This is a genomic window from Streptococcus infantis, from assembly GCF_000963255.1.
GTDB classification, from domain to species: Bacteria; Bacillota; Bacilli; order Lactobacillales; family Streptococcaceae; genus Streptococcus; species Streptococcus nidrosiense.
Genome location: NZ_JYOV01000011.1, coordinates 69872 through 88533 on the forward strand (window position 1 = coordinate 69872; position 18662 = coordinate 88533).

The 18662-nt window shown below is 41.5% G+C and carries 11 protein-coding genes; all 11 read left to right on the forward strand.

The window, feature by feature from the left end; genetic code table 11:
- Positions 1-26 precede the first annotated feature (26 nt).
- Complete coding sequence (gene fusA, locus TZ96_RS04635; protein WP_045763095.1) at positions 27-2108, forward strand: elongation factor G; 2082 nt, start codon at positions 27-29, stop codon at positions 2106-2108.
- A 113-nt stretch (positions 2109-2221) separates the two neighbouring features.
- Positions 2222-6616 carry a PolC-type DNA polymerase III gene (locus tag TZ96_RS04640; RefSeq protein WP_045763096.1) on the forward strand — a complete coding sequence of 1465 codons (4395 nt, stop codon included), beginning with the start codon at positions 2222-2224 and terminating at the stop codon, positions 6614-6616.
- Positions 6617-6652: 36 nt separating this feature from the next.
- Complete coding sequence (locus TZ96_RS04645) at positions 6653-7330, forward strand: hypothetical protein (RefSeq protein ID WP_045763097.1); 678 nt, start codon at positions 6653-6655, stop codon at positions 7328-7330.
- Positions 7331-7343: 13 nt separating this feature from the next.
- Positions 7344-7496 (forward strand): hypothetical protein, encoded by a 153-nt coding sequence (locus TZ96_RS10645; RefSeq protein WP_045763098.1) that lies wholly within the window; start codon positions 7344-7346, stop codon positions 7494-7496.
- Between the two features lie 22 nt (positions 7497-7518).
- Positions 7519-8760 carry an aminopeptidase gene (locus tag TZ96_RS04655; protein ID WP_045763099.1) on the forward strand — a complete coding sequence of 414 codons (1242 nt, stop codon included), beginning with the start codon at positions 7519-7521 and terminating at the stop codon, positions 8758-8760.
- Between the two features lie 9 nt (positions 8761-8769).
- Positions 8770-9000: a GlsB/YeaQ/YmgE family stress response membrane protein gene (locus TZ96_RS04660; RefSeq protein WP_045763100.1), complete on the forward strand. Its 231-nt coding sequence runs from the start codon at positions 8770-8772 to the stop codon at positions 8998-9000.
- Between the two features lie 327 nt (positions 9001-9327).
- Positions 9328-10236, forward strand: coding sequence for a LysR family transcriptional regulator (locus TZ96_RS04665; protein ID WP_045763101.1), 909 nt, complete (start codon positions 9328-9330; stop codon positions 10234-10236).
- Between the two features lie 39 nt (positions 10237-10275).
- Entirely contained in the window at positions 10276-11304 is a 1029-nt protein-coding gene (queA, locus tag TZ96_RS04670) for a tRNA preQ1(34) S-adenosylmethionine ribosyltransferase-isomerase QueA (protein ID WP_045763111.1), read from the forward strand.
- A gap of 179 nt (positions 11305-11483) precedes the next feature.
- The gene (locus tag TZ96_RS04675) at positions 11484-12041 is read left to right on the forward strand and encodes a hypothetical protein (RefSeq protein WP_045763102.1); all 558 of its coding nucleotides are present in this window, start codon (positions 11484-11486) and stop codon (positions 12039-12041) included.
- Between the two features lie 620 nt (positions 12042-12661).
- A complete protein-coding gene (locus TZ96_RS04680; protein ID WP_045763103.1) occupies positions 12662-17398 on the forward strand; it encodes a YSIRK signal domain/LPXTG anchor domain surface protein in 4737 nt (1578 codons plus the stop codon).
- Positions 17399-18083: 685 nt separating this feature from the next.
- On the forward strand, positions 18084-18662 hold a 579-nt coding region (locus tag TZ96_RS04685), incomplete at its 3' end, for an ISL3 family transposase (protein WP_045762794.1).

Genomic DNA, 18662 nt, shown 5'->3' on the forward strand with positions numbered 1-18662 from the left:
AAAAAAATATAGGAGAAACAAACCTCATGGCACGCGAATTTTCACTTGAAAAAACTCGTAATATCGGTATCATGGCTCACGTCGATGCTGGTAAAACAACTACTACTGAGCGTATCCTTTACTACACTGGTAAAATCCACAAAATCGGTGAAACTCACGAAGGTGCGTCACAAATGGACTGGATGGAGCAAGAGCAAGAACGTGGTATCACTATCACATCTGCTGCGACAACAGCTCAATGGAACAACCACCGCGTAAATATCATCGACACACCAGGACACGTGGACTTCACAATCGAAGTACAACGTTCTCTTCGTGTATTGGACGGTGCGGTTACAGTTCTTGACTCACAATCAGGTGTTGAGCCTCAAACTGAAACAGTTTGGCGTCAAGCAACTGAGTACGGAGTTCCACGTATCGTATTTGCCAACAAAATGGACAAAATCGGTGCTGACTTCCTTTACTCAGTAAGCACACTTCACGATCGTCTTCAAGCTAACGCACACCCAATTCAATTGCCAATCGGTTCTGAAGATGACTTCCGTGGAATCATCGACTTGATCAAGATGAAGGCTGAAATCTATACTAACGACCTTGGTACAGATATCCTTGAAGAAGACATTCCAGCTGAATACCTTGACCAAGCTCAAGAATACCGTGAAAAATTGATCGAAGCAGTTGCTGAAACTGACGAAGAATTGATGATGAAATACCTCGAAGGTGAAGAAATCACTAACGAAGAATTGAAAGCTGGTATCCGTAAAGCAACTATCAACGTTGAATTCTTCCCAGTATTGTGTGGTTCTGCCTTCAAGAACAAAGGTGTTCAATTGATGCTTGATGCGGTTATCGACTACCTTCCAAGCCCGCTTGACATCCCAGCGATCAAAGGTATCAACCCAGATACAGATGAAGAAGAAACTCGTCCTGCATCTGACGAAGAGCCATTTGCAGCTCTTGCCTTCAAGATCATGACTGACCCATTCGTAGGTCGTTTGACATTCTTCCGTGTTTACTCAGGTGTTCTTCAATCAGGTTCTTACGTATTGAACACTTCTAAAGGTAAACGTGAACGTATCGGACGTATCCTTCAAATGCACGCTAACAGCCGTCAAGAAATCGACACTGTTTACTCAGGTGATATCGCTGCTGCCGTTGGTTTGAAAGATACTACAACTGGTGACTCATTGACAGATGAAAAAGCTAAAATCATCCTTGAGTCAATCAACGTTCCAGAACCAGTTATCCAATTGATGGTTGAGCCTAAATCTAAAGCAGACCAAGATAAGATGGGTATCGCCCTTCAAAAATTGGCTGAAGAAGATCCAACATTCCGCGTTGAAACTAACGTTGAAACTGGTGAAACAGTTATCTCTGGTATGGGTGAGCTTCACCTTGACGTCCTTGTTGACCGTATGCGTCGTGAGTTCAAAGTTGAAGCGAACGTAGGTGCTCCTCAAGTATCTTACCGTGAAACATTCCGTGCTCCTACTCAAGCACGTGGATTCTTCAAACGTCAGTCTGGTGGTAAAGGTCAGTTCGGTGATGTATGGATTGAATTTACTCCAAACGAAGAAGGAAAAGGATTCGAATTCGAAAACGCAATCGTCGGTGGTGTGGTTCCTCGTGAATTTATCCCAGCGGTTGAAAAAGGTTTGGTAGAATCTATGGCTAACGGTGTTCTTGCTGGTTACCCAATGGTTGACGTTAAAGCTAAGCTTTACGATGGTTCATACCACGATGTCGACTCATCTGAAACTGCCTTCAAGATCGCTGCATCTCTTGCACTTAAAGAAGCTGCTAAGACTGCACAACCAGCTATCCTTGAACCAATGATGCTTGTAACAATCACTGTTCCAGAAGAAAACCTTGGTGATGTTATGGGTCACGTAACTGCTCGTCGTGGACGTGTAGATGGTATGGAAGCACATGGTAACAGCCAAATCGTTCGTGCTTACGTTCCACTTGCTGAAATGTTCGGTTACGCAACAGTTCTTCGTTCTGCATCACAAGGACGTGGTACATTCATGATGGTATTCGACCACTACGAAGATGTACCTAAGTCAGTACAAGAAGAAATCATTAAGAAAAACAAAGGTGAAGAATAATTCACCGTCACTTTAAAAGAAGTCACTTTGTGGCTTCTTTTTCTGTTTGGTAGAAATAGGTAAAAGTGCCTCAAATATGGTAAAATAGAAGGAGTATATTGTGAGGAAAATGGATGTCAACCACTTTTGAAATTTTAATGAATCAGTTGGGAATACCCGCTGAAATGAGAAATCATGAGGCCTTCTCTCAGGCTGAAATAGAACAAGTTATTGTTCATAAACGAAGCAAAGTTTGGGAGTTTCATTTTGTTTTTGAAAATATCTTGCCTTTTGAACTTTTCCTAGAGTTGAAAAGAGGCTTGAAAGAAGAATTCTCAAAAACAGGAAATCAGGCTAGTTTTGAGATAAAAACGCGAAATCAGGAATTTTCTAGAGAACTTTTACAAGCCTACTATCGAGAGGCTTTTTCGGATGGTCCTTGCGCTAGTCAAGGTTTTCGTTCTATATATCAGAATTTTCAGGTTCGCTTTGAAAATGACCAGTTAATCATTGAAGCTTCTGAAGCGGCAGATACAGAGCATTTTAGAAAAAATCATCTGCCAAATCTTAGCAAACAGTTGGAACTTTTTGGCTTTCCTAAATTATCCTGCATTTTAGAAAAAAATGAAGAGCTCACGAGGGAAGAGCGAGAGGCCTTTCAGACGGAAAATCAAATGATTATCCAAGCTGCCAATGAAGAAACACTTCGTGCTATGGAACAGTTAGAACAGATGGCGCCACCACCTCCAGTAGAGGATAAGCCTGTCTTTGACTTCCAAGCCAAGAAAGCAGCTGCCAAGCCAAAACTAGACAAGGCAGAGATTACTCCTATGATTGAGGTTAATACTGAGGAAAATCGTCTGGTTTTTGAAGGAGTTGTCTTTGATGTCGAGCAGAAGGTGACTAGAACAGGTCGTGTTTTGATTAACTTCAAGATGACAGACTACACTTCTAGCTTCTCTATGCAAAAATGGGTCAAGAACGAAGAAGAAGCTCTGAAGTTTGACATGATCAAGAAAAATTCTTGGCTCCGTGTTCGTGGGAATGTTGAGGTCAATAATTTCACGCGAGACTTGACCATGAATGTACAGGATGTTCAGGAAGTTGTCCACTATGAGCGTAAAGACTTGATGCCAGAGGGAGAGCGTCGTGTTGAGTTTCATGCCCATACCAATATGTCGACCATGGATGCTCTACCTGAAGTTGAAGAACTCGTTGCGAAAGCAGCTAAATGGGGTCATAAAGCGGTAGCAATCACGGACCACGGAAATGTTCAATCCTTCCCTCATGGCTATAAGGCTGCTAAGAAAGCAGGCATCCAGCTGATCTATGGGATGGAAGCTAATATCGTTGAAGACCGTGTACCTATCGTCTATAATGAAGTTGAGATGGATTTGTCTGAAGCAACCTATGTAGTCTTTGACGTGGAAACGACTGGACTTTCAGCTATCTATAATGACTTGATTCAGGTCGCAGCTTCCAAGATGTATAAGGGCAATATCGTAGCTGAATTTGATGAATTTATCAATCCTGGTCACCCCTTATCAGCCTTTACTACTGAATTGACAGGAATTACGGATGAGCATGTGAAAAATGCCAAACCCTTGGTTCAAGTTCTGAAAGAATTCCAAGAGTTTTGTAAGGATACCGTTCTTGTAGCCCACAATGCAACCTTTGACGTTGGCTTTATGAATGCCAACTATGAACGTCATGGCTTGCCAAAAATCACTCAGCCCGTCATCGATACGCTAGAATTCGCAAGAAATCTCTATCCTGAGTATAAACGTCATGGTCTAGGACCTTTGACTAAACGTTTTGGTGTTGCCCTAGAACACCACCACATGGCCAACTACGATGCGGAAGCAACTGGCCGTTTGCTCTTTATCTTTATTAAGGAAGTAGCAGAAAAACACGGTGTGACAGATTTGGCACGATTAAACCTTGATTTAATCAGTCCAGATTCTTATAAAAAAGCTCGCGTCAAGCATGCGACCATCTATGTGAAAAATCAAGTGGGCTTGAAAAATATCTTTAAACTGGTTTCTCTCTCAAATACCCAGTATTTTGAAGGAGTTCCACGAATTCCACGTACGGTGCTAGATGCTCATCGAGAAGGTTTAATCTTGGGCTCCGCTTGTACAGAAGGGGAAGTCTTTGATGCAGTCGTATCACAAGGTGTTGATGCAGCGGTCGAAGTTGCTAAATACTACGACTTTATCGAGGTGATGCCCCCGGCTATCTATGCACCTCTGATTACCAAAGAGCAGGTCAAGGACATGGAGGAACTCCAAACCATCATCAAGAGCTTGATAGAGGTTGGAGATCGTCTAGACAAGCCAGTTCTTGCGACAGGAAATGTCCACTATCTCGAACCCGAGGATGAAATTTATCGAGAAATCATCGTCCGCAGTCTAGGTCAGGGGGCGATGATTAACCGAACGATCGGTCATGGAGAAGCTGCTCAACCAGCTCCGCTACCCAAGGCGCATTTTAGAACAACCAATGAAATGTTGGATGAATTTGCCTTTCTAGGGGAAGATTTGGCTCGCAAGATTGTCATTGAAAATACCAATGCCTTGGCAGAAATCTTTGAACCTGTGGAGGTTGTAAAGGGTGATTTGTACACACCTTTCATTGACAAAGCTGAAGAAACAGTTGCTGAATTAACCTATAAAAAAGCTTTTGAAATTTATGGAAATCCACTGCCAGATATCGTTGATTTACGGATTGAAAAGGAATTGACTTCTATCCTAGGGAATGGTTTCGCCGTGATTTATCTGGCTTCACAGATGCTAGTACACCGTTCCAACGAACGAGGTTACTTGGTTGGTTCCCGTGGGTCTGTTGGATCTAGTTTCGTTGCGACCATGATTGGAATTACCGAGGTCAATCCTCTCTCGCCTCACTATGTCTGTGGTCAGTGTCAATACAGTGAGTTTATCACGGATGGTTCCTACGGTTCAGGTTTTGATATGCCAAATAAAGACTGTCCAAACTGTGGTCACAAGCTTAGCAAGAACGGACAGGATATTCCTTTCGAGACCTTCCTTGGTTTTGATGGGGACAAGGTACCCGATATCGATTTGAACTTCTCAGGTGAGGATCAGCCGAGCGCCCACTTGGATGTTCGTGATATCTTTGGGGAAGAATATGCCTTCCGTGCAGGAACGGTAGGTACGGTGGCTGCTAAGACGGCCTATGGATTTGTCAAGGGTTATGAGCGTGACTATGGCAAGTTCTACCGTGAAGCTGAAGTAGAGCGCCTAGCCCAAGGAGCTGCTGGTGTTAAACGGACGACCGGTCAGCACCCAGGGGGAATCGTTGTTATTCCAAACTATATGGACGTCTATGACTTTACACCGGTTCAATATCCAGCAGATGATGTGACCGCTGAATGGCAGACTACTCACTTTAACTTCCACGATATCGACGAGAACGTCCTCAAGCTCGATGTCCTTGGTCATGATGATCCTACCATGATTCGGAAACTGCAGGACTTGTCAGGCATTGATCCAAACGATATTCCGATGGACGACCCAGGTATCATGGCTCTCTTCTCGGGGACAGATATCCTGGGAGTGACCCCTGAGCAAATCGGGACTTCAACTGGCATGCTTGGTATTCCAGAATTTGGAACCAACTTTGTTCGCGGAATGGTGGATGAAACCCATCCGACGACCTTTGCGGAGTTGCTACAGCTTTCTGGTCTGTCTCACGGTACCGACGTATGGTTGGGAAATGCCCAGGACTTGATTAAGGCAGGAATTGCGGATCTGTCAACCGTTATCGGATGTCGGGATGACATCATGGTTTACCTCATGCACGCTGGTCTAGATCCAAAGATGGCCTTTACCATCATGGAGCGAGTGCGTAAGGGCTTGTGGCTCAAAATCTCTGAAGAAGAGCGCAATGGTTATATCGAAGCCATGAAGGCCAACAATGTGCCTGAGTGGTATATCGAATCTTGTGGAAAAATTAAGTACATGTTCCCTAAAGCCCACGCGGCTGCCTACGTTATGATGGCCTTGCGTGTAGCCTACTTCAAGGTTCACCATCCGATTTATTACTACTGTGCTTACTTCTCCATCCGTGCCAAGGCCTTTGATATCAAGACCATGGGTGCAGGCTTGGATGCTATCAAACGCAAGATGCAAGAAATTGCTGAAAAGCGCAAGAACAATGAAGCTTCCAACGTGGAAATCGACCTCTATACAACGCTTGAAATCGTCAATGAGATGTGGGAACGTGGCTTCAAATTTGGGAAGTTGGACCTCTATCGTAGTGATGCAACTGAATTCATCATCGATGGAGACACCCTCATCCCACCGTTTGTCGCTATGGATGGTCTAGGGGAGAACGTTGCTAAGCAATTGGTTCGTGCTCGTCAAGAAGGTGAGTTCCTCTCTAAAACAGAACTTCGCAAGCGTGGTGGACTCTCATCAACCTTGGTTGAAAAGATGGATGAAATGGGGATTCTCGGCAATATGCCAGAGGATAACCAGTTGAGTCTGTTTGATGATTTGTTTTAATAGTTTGAAATGTCTTATGTAGATTTGAGTTTGTTAATGATGGTAAAGCAAAAAAGAGCAACACCTTGGAAACCAGGGAAAGTTATTTCCATACGCTTGCGAAATGGCGTTTACGTATTAGCACAAATGGTGCGTGATCCCTATCTGGTATTTTTCAACCATTTTAACGAAGAAAATAACTGGAAGGGAGTGACCTTGAAAGAGGAGGATATCCTTTTTTGTAAAGCAGTTACTCGTCAGTTTCTACGCTATAGTCCTGTAGCGATCGTCAAAGAAATTAACCCCCTGTTAGATTATGGACTACCCAAAGAATGGATCTATAGTCATATTGGAGGGCATCCTATTACTGTTTCGGTAAAGGGACGGGAGCGCCAAGTAGCTGGTTTTGGTCGACGCTGTTCTTTAGTTCTAGCGGATAAGGACAGTGGTCAACCGGAGGATAATCCACTTATGGGCCTCTTCCGAGCTTATATCATACCAGATATCAAAGAACAGGATTGGGAACGAGTAGGTCAGGCTGAACACATGTCCATTGAAGTATTTCCAACACTCAATGAGCGTCTCTACCTTTGCTATCTTTATGGGAAAAATATAAATCCAGAACAAGATATCTCTTTGGGAAAGCCCCTGCTTGATGACTATGAAACTTATGTAGATATCCTCACTAACAGCCCAGAGGCTCAACGTCTCTATCTAGGAGAGTACGAAGAATAAGAAAGGACATTTCATGAAACTCAGAATTTTTGCGGAAGACAAGACTGCTCAAAAGGTTTTTGAATATCAATTAGATCTTGCTGGTCAGACAATTCTTCTATCGACAGTACTCTTGTCAGGTGCTATTGCTTTGGCAGGAATATTTTCTGCTTTGAAAGAAAAATAAAAATAGAAAAGAGAAAACAAGAATGGTTTTACCAAATTTTAAAGAAAATCTAGAAAAATATGCTAAGTTGTTGGTTGCAAACGGAGTGAATGTACAACCGGGTCATACCTTGGCTCTTTCTATCGATGTGGAGCAACGTGAGTTGGCGCATTTAATTGTCAAAGAAGCTTATGCACTTGGAGCACACGAAGTTATCGTTCAATGGGCTGACGACTTTGTAAATCGTGAGAAATTCCTTCACGCGCCACTAGAACGTTTGGACAATGTTCCCGAATACAAGATTGCTGAGATGAACTACCTCCTTGAAAACAAAGCAAGTCGTCTTGGTGTCCGTTCTTCAGACCCAGGTGCCTTGAACGGAGTGGACGCTGAAAAGCTCTCTGCTTCTGCTAAAGCTATGGGAATTGCTATGAAGCCAATGCGTATCGCAACTCAATCCAACAAGGTTAGCTGGACTGTAGCTGCCGCAGCTGGACTTGAGTGGGCTAAGAAGGTCTTTCCAAATGCAGCGAGCGATGAAGAGGCAGTGGACCTCCTTTGGGACCAAATCTTCAAGACTTGCCGTATCTACGAGGAAGATCCAGTTAAGGCTTGGGAAGAACATGCAGCTATCTTGAAGAGCAAGGCGGAAATGCTGAACAAAGAACAATTCTCAGCCCTTCACTATACAGCGCCTGGAACAGATTTGACACTTGGCTTGCCTAAGAACCACGTCTGGGAATCAGCTGGAGCGATCAATGCCCAAGGTGAAGGATTTTTGCCAAATATGCCAACAGAAGAAGTCTTTACAGCTCCTGATTTCCGTCGCGCAGATGGTTATGTAACGTCTACAAAACCACTCAGCTACAATGGAAACATCATCGAAGGCATCAAAGTAACCTTTGAAAATGGTCAAATCGTTGATATTACTGCTGAAAAGGGTGACCAGGTTATGAAGGACCTTGTCTTTAAGAATGCTGGTGCGCGTGCCTTGGGTGAATGTGCCTTGGTACCAGATCCAAGTCCAATTTCCCAGTCAGGGATTACCTTCTTTAACACTCTTTTCGACGAAAATGCTTCGAACCACTTGGCTATCGGTGCCGCTTACGCAACTAGCGTTGTTGGTGGAGCAGAGATGAGCGAAGAAGAGCTTGAAGCTGCAGGACTTAACCGTTCAGATGTTCACGTTGACTTTATGATTGGTTCTAATCAAATGGATATCGATGGTATCCGTGAGGATGGAACGCGCGTACCACTTTTCCGCAATGGAGATTGGGCAATTTAAGGAGAATCTATGCTTGGAAGTATGTTTGTCGGACTTTTAATCGGACTACTAGCAGGAGCTATCACCAATCGTGGCGAACGTATGGGATGCTTCGGGAAAATGTTCCTCGGCTGGATTGGTGCCTTTCTAGGACAATTACTCTTTGGTTCTTGGGGACCAAGCCTAAGCGGTACAGCCATTATCCCATCAGTTCTTGGGGCCATGATTTTACTAGCCATCTTCTGGGAAAGAGGAAGCTAAGTTTCGCTTTAGAAGGCAGATTAACTCTAAAGAATAAGAGAGAGGCTGGGACAAAAGTCCTAGCCTCTCAATTGTCTTTGGATTGTCGATCAAGACGCAGTGGTTGAGTGGCCTCTACTACGCTGATTTCATCAGCTTTTACAGCCCTACTCAATTGTGCGGAGGTGGGACGACGAAATCGAATTCTAACGAATTACCGATTTCTGTCCCACTCTCTCTTTTTAGGTCGCTAGATAAAGTCATTTGAAAGCATTCATCTAAGCTTAGCCACAGAGCTTTCAGTGACTGGTTCTTTTTATATTGCCTCAAGTATGGTACAATAAAAGCATGAGAATTCAACAATTACACTATATTATCAAAATTGTAGAGACTGGTTCGATGAATGAGGCTGCCAAGCAACTCTTCATTACGCAGCCTAGTCTATCAAATGCGGTTCGTGATCTAGAAAATGAGATGGGGATTGAGATTTTTATCCGAAATCCTAAGGGAATCACCCTTACACGTGATGGAATGGAATTTCTATCTTATGCTCGTCAGGTTGTTGAGCAAACTCAACTTCTAGAAGAACGTTATAAAAACCCTATCGCTCATCGCGAGCTTTTTAGTGTGTCTTCGCAACACTATGCTTTTGTGGTAAATGCCTTTGTTTCCTTGCTCAAAAAGAGCGATATGGAAAAGTACGAGCTTTTTTTGCGTGAAACCAGAACCTGGGAAATCATTGACGACGTCAAGAACTTCCGCAGTGAAGTCGGAGTCCTCTTTTTAAATAGCTATAACCGTGATGTCCTTTCTAAGATGTTGGATGATAACCATCTGGTTGCCCACCATCTCTTTACAGCCCAACCTCATATCTTTGTCAGCAAGTCCAACCCACTTGCCCAAAAAGACAAGGTGCAGTTGGCAGACCTAGAAGACTTCCCATACTTGAGCTATGACCAAGGAACCCATAATTCCTTCTATTTCTCAGAAGAGATTTTGTCACAGGAACACCACAAGAAATCCATCGTGGTTAGTGACCGTGCGACCTTGTTCAATCTCTTGATTGGTTTGGACGGCTATACCATCGCGACTGGTATCCTCAATAGTAATCTTAATGGAGACAATATCGTCTCGATTCCACTTGATATTGATGATCCCATTGAGCTGGTTTATATCCAGCATGAAAAGACAAGCTTATCCAAGATGGGTGAACGCTTCATCGAGTATTTGCTTGAAGAAGTTCGTTTTGATAGCTAATCATAAGTATATTAGAAAAGAAAAGGAAAAATGACACCAATGAATACCAATGATTTTGATTTCCACTTGCCAGAGGAGCTAATTGCTCAAACTCCTTTGGAAAAGCGCGATGCTTCTAAGCTTTTGATGGTCAATCGCAAAACAGGAGAATTTCAAGATCGCCATTTTCACTCTATTATCGAGATGCTAGAGCCAGGTGACGCCCTAGTTATGAATGATACCCGCGTTTTACCAGCTCGTCTTCATGGTCAAAAGGAAGAAACAGGTGGACACGTTGAACTCTTGCTCTTGAAAAATACAGCTGGAGACGAATGGGAAGTCTTGGCGAAACCAGCCAAACGTCTCAAGGTCGGTGCCCGAGTTATCTTTGGTGATGGTCGCCTCAGCGCAGTCGTGACCGAGGAATTAACCCATGGTGGCCGTATTGTCCGTTTTGAGTATGAGGGTATTTTCCTAGAAGTGCTTGAAAGCCTTGGAGAAATGCCGCTGCCTCCTTATATCCATGAAAAGTTGGATGACCGTGAACGGTACCAGTCAGTCTATGCCAAGGAAAGTGGCTCAGCCGCTGCCCCAACTGCAGGCCTACATTTTACCAAGGAATTACTAGAAGAGATCCAGCAAAAAGGGGTTCACCTAGTTTACTTGACCTTGCATGTTGGTCTTGGAACCTTTAGACCTGTTTCGGTAGATAACCTGGATGAACACGAGATGCACTCAGAGTTTTATCAATTGTCTGAAGAAGCTGCAGCGACCTTGCGTCAGGTCAAAGATAATGGTGGCCGTGTCATTGCTGTGGGGACAACCTCTATCCGTACACTAGAGACCATCGGAAGCAAGTTTGACGGTCAAATCCAAGCAGACTCTGGTTGGACCAATATCTTTATCAAGCCAGGTTATGACTGGAAGGTTGTGGATGCTTTTTCTACTAATTTCCATTTGCCTAAGTCTACCTTGGTCATGCTCGTTTCTGCTTTTGCAGGCCGTGAATTGGTCCTTGAAGCCTACCAGCATGCTATTGACCAAAAATATCGTTTCTTTAGCTTTGGTGATGCCATGTTTATCTATTAAAAATAGAAGGGCTAATTCCTGATTGGATTAGCCTTTTTTGGTGTCAAATAACTATTGAATTATATGGAAATAAATGATACACTGAAAACTACAGGTTAGCCGTCAAAAATATATGTAATTTCAGGCTAGCTAGTTTAGATGCAGATGAGACTGTATCATCATTTTAAAAGGAGATTATCATGAAAAAAACATTGCGCTATACCAGTCTTTCAGCTCTTGCCTTGTTGGCTGCGGTGACACTTGCTGCTTGTGGAGGAAATGCTGAAAAAACTACAGCATCTTCAAGCAAAGAGGTTTCATCCTCTAAAGTAACCAAGGAGTCATCAAGTAAAACAGAAGCTAGTCAAAAAGAGGAGCATAAGTCTGAGACGAGCCCATCAAGTTCCGCAAGCACTCAAACGGATAAGAAGGAAGAGAAGAAAAAATCTCCAGAAGCTTACGCAAAATTCCTTGGGACTTGGGAAAACTATGCAGGAACAACAGCGACAGTTACAACGGATGGAATCGTGACCATTCAAAGTTCAAAAGGAACCTTCCAGTATGAAATGGGCCAAGTAGAGGAAAAAGATGGCTACTATTCGACAGGAATCCATCTTGTCGATGGTGGAGAAGGTGCACGCCTCATCTTTACACCAGCAGGTGTAGCAAATGAATTAACTGGTACGGATGGTAGTCAAGATGTCTTAGCAATCGGACAATCACCAAGCGACAAAGATAGTCATTTTTACCGTAACTAAGCATGAGAACAGGAAGTAAGGGTGCGTAATCGCCCTTGCTTTTTTTATGTTTTCGAAGCATACATTTTAAATCATTCGAGTTTATACGACGTTTAAGTTGGATAATGAACAAGTCCACTTTAAAGTGAAAGATAATAAGGATGATATCAAAGAAGCCAAATTCAGAGCTTAAGAATGAAGAAAAAGTCCATTTTGGACTATTTTCTTCATTCTTTTTATTTTACTAGATAAAAACTCTTAAAAATACTTCAGTATTTCTAAGGTTTTTGCTACCTCCAAAAAGAAAATTCTTTAATTACTGGATGGGATTGGTCTACATTCTGAAGTCCTGTTTCAAAGTTTTTCTAACGGATTCTAATAATAGAACAATTGAGATTACCTTGAGTGCAACTATTTCAGAGTGGGGCAAATATAGGACAGAGAATGTAACTTGACTATAGAATTTGAAAAATCATTTGAATAAATTTTTAAATAAATATTAATTGTTGACTAGAATGTTTCCAGAGATTTTTAAATTATTCGAATAAATTAAAAACAAATAAATAAGAAAAAAATCGCATCATAAATCTAATAATGTTATAATCAAAATGAAATGCAGCTATAAAAACAGGAGAATATAGATGAAAAATAACTTTTATGAATCAAAGGAACGTTTCTCGATCCGGAAATATACTGTTGGTGTTGCTTCCGTTTTATTGTCAACGCTGGTATTTGCTGGAGGAAATGTTTGTGCGGATGAGGTAAAGGCTCTTACAAATACAGAAACCTCAATTGTTACAGCAGAAAATCAGGGAGATAAAAATAAAGAGTATGACCTTGAACGAAATGAGATATCAACATTAAAGAAGGATGAAAATCAACCAAATGAAGCTGTAATTACTACTAATAATAGTGTTGCTCCTACTGAGTTGAATTCTACATCGTCTAAAAAGTTTACAGAAGATCCTGAAAATGTAGATAGTGAGATAAAGACGGAGACGCAATCTACAGAAAAATTAAGACGAACTAAAAGGGAGACGCCTTCTTCAGGTAGTGAAACAACCTACGTTAAAACAGGTGATACGATTACTGTACAAAATCCAGATGTTGAAGTCAATTTTCCAAATGGAAATAGTTTATATGCTCCAACAGAAACTATCATTCATATGGAAATACCCGATGAGCTAGAAATTAAACAAAATGATAAGGTCGTTGTTGATATTCCAGATGAAATTAGAATTCCTACGAGCCTACATTATGATGTAACTGGTCCCAGTGGAGAAGTGATTGGTAATGTTCTTCTTAATTCAGTTAGTAACAAAGTGATAACCACTTTTACAGACTATTTCGAGAAAAACAAGGTTGCTAAACAATTCACATTAACATTTAGTACTGGTTGGAAATCATATGTTAAACCAAATGTACCAACGGAACTTAATTTCAGCGGACGAAAGATTACAGTAACAGTAGGACCGGAGAGTGCTCCTGTACCGGTTGAAAAGACCAAGGTCACAAAATACGGTGAGGCAGTAATTGGTCATCCTGAACTAATCAAATGGACCATTCGTCTAAATTCAGGTAGTCTAGTAGCTCCTCAGGTTTTGACAAATTACCAATTAATTGATACGCTTCCGGATGATCAAGAATTGGTTCAAGATGGAGATCCTATTTTGGACGAATTTGATGCAGAAACGAAAGAAACATGGCGTTTAGGTCGTGCAGCATCTATTCCTTCAGATCATGTAGATTTATGGAATGGAAAAGCTCTTAGAGCTGAAAGAGTTCAGTCGATTTCTCCGTGGATTTCCAAAGGGAATGCTATTCAGTTATTAGAAAATATAAAAGAAAGTCCAACTGGCTTTTCTTTCAAGATAGCGCGATTAAATGAACTTATTTACATTCGTTATATGACGAGATTGAAAAAGGTACCAAATACCAATGAGGAATTACAAGAAAAACATGGTAATAACATCAAAATAACTTACAATAATGGTGAGGAACAAGCTTATCAAGCAACTTTTGCATTTAAGGCGGGTGGTTCTGGTTCAGCATCAAAAGCAAAACAACCAGCAAGAGTCGATTTATCATTTACAAAAAGTCTTGAAGGAAGAAAGTTAAAAGCTGGTGAATTCACCTTTAATTTAATTGATCAGACGGGTCAAGTAGTTGATACTCAGAAAAATGATAGTTTTGGACATATAACCTTTATTCCGCAGTTGTTCAACTCTGCAGGAACTTATCATTATACGGTTGAAGAAGTGGCGGGTTCTGAAACTGGTATGACTTACGATAAAATGAAAGCTGATGTGATTATCACGGTAAGCGCTAGTGGAGATTCCTATGTAGCTCAAACAACTATGCCAACTGATACCGAGTTCAACAATACCTTTAAATCATCTCCTGTTAAAGTAAATCTGGAATTCAATAAAGCGCTTTCGAACGGTAATTTAAATGCAGGGGATTTCAGTTTTACATTGATTGGTGATAACAATGTTAATGAAACGGTGACTAACAAGGCTGATGGGAAGATTAACTTCAACGAATTGTCGTTTGATCAAGTGGGTGTATACAACTACACTGTTAAAGAAGTGAAGGGTGATAAGGCTGATGTAGACTACGATGATATGACTATCGCAGTGAAGGTGACTGTAACAAAAGATGAAGATTCTGGTTTGTTAACTGCCCAAACCGAAATGATATCAACAGGTGGTGAAGCAACTGGTACAGATGATACAACTTTCAATAACTACATTGTAGCCCCAGTCACTGCACAATTCGACTTTAGTAAGGCTCTTGCAGGCCGTACTCTTAAAGATGGTGAATTCAGCTTTGTCTTGAAAGATGAGAATGGTACGGTTCTTCAAACGAAGAAGAATGATGGCGATGGTAAAGTTGCATTCGATGTGATCACTTACAAGAACAAGGAAGTAGGTGTTCATAAGTATACGGTAGAAGAAGAGGCTGGCTCAGAAGCAGGAATGACCTATGACCCAATGAAGGCAGAGGTAACAGTTACTGTCACGAAAGATAGTCATACCCTTACAGCGACCAAAGCTCTTCCAACAGATACAGAGTTCAATAATACGTTCACCCCAGCAGCAACCAGTGCCCAATTCAAGTTCACGAAGAAACTTGAAGGCAAAGCCCTAGAGGCAGATGCTTTCAGCTTCGAGTTGCTTGAAAACGGTCAAGTGCTTCAAACGAAGAAGAATGCGGCAGACGGCACGATCCAATTTGACGCTATTTCATATGATAAAGAAGGTACACATACCTACACTGTTCGTGAAGTGGCAGGCGCAGATACAGATATTGACTACGATACTATGAACGCTGAAGTGACAGTTAAGGTCACAAAAGACGCAGCCACAGGTATCTTGACAGCAAATGTCACAATGCCAGCTGATAGCGAATTTAACAACTATGCAGTAGCCCCAGTCACAGCCCAATTTGACTTTAGTAAGGCTCTTGCAGGACGTACTCTTAAAGATGGTGAGTTCAGCTTCGTCTTGAAAGATGAGAATGGTACGGTTCTTCAAACGAAGAAGAATGACGCCGATGGTAAAGTTTCATTCGATGCGCTTACTTACAAGAACAAGGAAGTAGGTGTTCATAAGTATACAGTAGAAGAAGTCGCTGGTTCAGAAGCAGGAATGACTTATGATCCAATGAAGGCAGAGGTTACAGTGACTGTAACGAAAGCAGGTCATACCCTTACAGCAACCAAAGCCCTTCCAACAGATACCGAGTTCAACAACACCTTCACACCAGCAGCGACAAGTGCCCAATTCAATTTTACTAAGAAATTGGAAGGAAAAGCTCTTGAAGCCGATGCCTTCACCTTTGAATTGCTTGAAAATGGCACTGCCATTCAAACGAAGAAGAATGACGTTAATGGGAACATCCAATTTGATGCCATTTCATATGACAAAGAAGGAACCCATACTTACACCGTTCGTGAAGTAGCTGGAACAGATACAGACATTGATTATGATAGTATGACTATCGCAGTTAAAGTTACTGTTACTAAAGATATTACTACAGGTCTTTTAAGTGCTAAGACTGAAATGACTGCATCGGGAGGTGAAGCAACTGGTGCAGATGACACAATTTTCAATAACTACGTTGTAGCTCCAGTTAAAGCACAATTCGACTTTAGTAAGGCTCTTGCAGGCCGTACTCTTAAAGATGGTGAGTTCAGCTTCGTCTTGAAAGATGAGAATGGTACGGTTCTTCAAACGAAGAAGAATGACGCCGATGGTAAAGTTTCATTCGATGCGCTTACTTACAAGAACAAGGAAGTAGGTGTTCATAAGTATACAGTAGAAGAAGTCGCTGGTTCAGAAGCAGGAATGACTTATGATCCAATGAAGGCAGAGGTTACAGTGACTGTAACGAAAGCAGGTCATACCCTTACAGCAACCAAAGCCCTTCCAACAGATACCGAGTTCAACAACACCTTCACACCAGCAGCGACAAGTGCCCAATTCAATTTTACTAAGAAATTGGAAGGAAAAGCTCTTGAAGCCGATGCCTTCACCTTTGAATTGCTTGAAAATGGCACTGCCATTCAAACGAAGAAGAATGACGTTAATGGGAACATCCAATTTGATGCCATTTCATATGACAAAGAAGGAACCCATACTTACACCGTTCGTGAAGTAGCTGGAACAGATACAGACATTGATTATGATAGTATGACTATCGCAGTTAAAGTTACTGTTACTAAAGATATTACTACAGGTCTTTTAAGTGCTAAGACTGAAATGACTGCATCGGGAGGTGAAGCAACTGGTGCAGATGACACAATTTTCAATAACTACGTTGTAGCTCCAGTTAAAGCACAGTTTAATTTTACTAAGAAACTTGATGGTCGTGCGTTGAAAGCTGGTGAATTCAGCTTCGTATTGAAAGACAAAGATGGTAACGTGATTGAAACCGTAAGCAATGATGCTGAAGGTAAGATCAAGTTCTCAGCTCTTGAGTTCAAACGTGGTCAAGAAGGTACATATATCTATCACGTAGAAGAAGTGAAAGGTACAGAGGCTGGAATTGAGTACGATAAGATGGTAGCGACTGTTGGAGTTACTGTAACTAAGGATGGTAAAGTGTTGACTCTTACTTCACAAATGCCTGAAGATACTGAGTTTAACAACAAGGTAACACCGCCAACACCGCCAACACCGCCAACACCACCAACACCACCAACACCGCCAACACCACCAACACCAGTAACACCACCAACACCAGAAAAACCTAAAGGTCCTGAGTTGCCAAACACTGGTGAACAATCTAAATCTGAAATTGCTGTACTTGGTGCTGCACTTGGTCTTGTAGGTCTAGCTTTGGTTGCGAAACGCAAAAAAGAAGATGAAGCTTGATATATATAGAATGAATCAAGATTTTATTCTAGATATTTAAATTAGTTCTATTTAAAAATTATTAATGTATTTATTGAATAGATTAGTTTTTAACTAACTTGAAGTGGTTGGAAAAGAAATCTAGACGATTCTGGGTGACTGCTTAAGTTAGGAATCTTTAATGGATAGCGAATAAATTATCGAGTTGGGATGAACACCACCAATAGTAGCGTAGAGGCCGGTACTTAAATGCTCTGTATTCAAAATAAGTTTTCACAAAATGGGCACCAGTTGCTTTGTCTATTGTCTTGAATGATATGCGTTAAAAGTTAGTTATCTCGAGCAATACGCACGATGGTGGAGAGGGTGCGCGTCTGATTTTTACCTCAGCTGGAGTCCAAAATGAATTGACAGGTAAGGATAGAAGCCAATACGTCTTGGCAATTGGCCAATCACCAAAATACAAAGACAGTCATTTTTACCGTAACTAAGGATGGAAAAAAAGAAGTGAGCCAAACTGATGGCTCACTTTTTGAATTGTAAAAATTGTAGATGAGATTTTTAATGCCGAACAAAAAAACCGGCTCTATAATATTTGTAGTGGGTAAATCCCCTATGGATCTTATGGAGCCTATTTTTGTGTAGAAAAAAAGTCCCATATGACCTATAATGAAAAGCGATCAAACAACTCATTAGAAAGAATCCTATGGAACAATTACATTTTATCACAAAACTGCTCGATATCAAAGACCCTAATATCCAGATTCTAGACATCATCAATATGAATACCTACAAAGAAATCATCGCTAAACTGGACTACGACGCCCCATCTTGCCCTGATTGCGGAAGTCAAATGAAGAAATATGACTTTCAAAAACATTCTAAGATTCCTTACCTCGAAACGACTGGTATGCCTACCAGAATTCTTCTGAAAAAGCGTCGATTCAAGTGCTATCATTGCTCGAAAATGATGGTCGCCGAAACCTCTCTCGTCAAGAAGAATCATCAAATTCCTCGTATTATCAACCAAAAGATTGCTCAAAAGTTAATTGAAAAGACTTCTATGACTGATATTGCACATCAGCTATCCATTTCAACTTCAACTGTCATTCGTAAGCTCAATGACTTTCACTTTAAGCATGATTTTTCTTGTCTTCCAGAGATTATGTCTTGGGACGAGTATGCCTTTACCAAGGGAAAGATGAGTTTTATCGCACAAGATTTTGATCAGCTCAATATCATTACTGTTCTTGAGGGAAGAACACAAGCTATCATCCGCAATCAC

Coding starts and splice junctions, on each gene's coding strand:
- TZ96_RS10645 (WP_045763098.1), top strand. CDS start 7,344: ATGAAACTCAGAATTTTTGCGGAAGACAAGACTGCTCAAAAGGTTTTT.
- TZ96_RS04675 (WP_045763102.1), top strand. CDS start 11,484: ATGAAAAAAACATTGCGCTATACCAGTCTTTCAGCTCTTGCCTTGTTG.
- TZ96_RS04655 (WP_045763099.1), top strand. CDS start 7,519: ATGGTTTTACCAAATTTTAAAGAAAATCTAGAAAAATATGCTAAGTTG.
- TZ96_RS04680 (WP_045763103.1), top strand. CDS start 12,662: ATGAAAAATAACTTTTATGAATCAAAGGAACGTTTCTCGATCCGGAAA.
- TZ96_RS04665 (WP_045763101.1), top strand. CDS start 9,328: ATGAGAATTCAACAATTACACTATATTATCAAAATTGTAGAGACTGGT.
- TZ96_RS04660 (WP_045763100.1), top strand. CDS start 8,770: ATGCTTGGAAGTATGTTTGTCGGACTTTTAATCGGACTACTAGCAGGA.
- queA (WP_045763111.1), top strand. CDS start 10,276: ATGAATACCAATGATTTTGATTTCCACTTGCCAGAGGAGCTAATTGCT.
- TZ96_RS04640 (WP_045763096.1), top strand. CDS start 2,222: ATGTCAACCACTTTTGAAATTTTAATGAATCAGTTGGGAATACCCGCT.
- fusA (WP_045763095.1), top strand. CDS start 27: ATGGCACGCGAATTTTCACTTGAAAAAACTCGTAATATCGGTATCATG.
- TZ96_RS04645 (WP_045763097.1), top strand. CDS start 6,653: ATGATGGTAAAGCAAAAAAGAGCAACACCTTGGAAACCAGGGAAAGTT.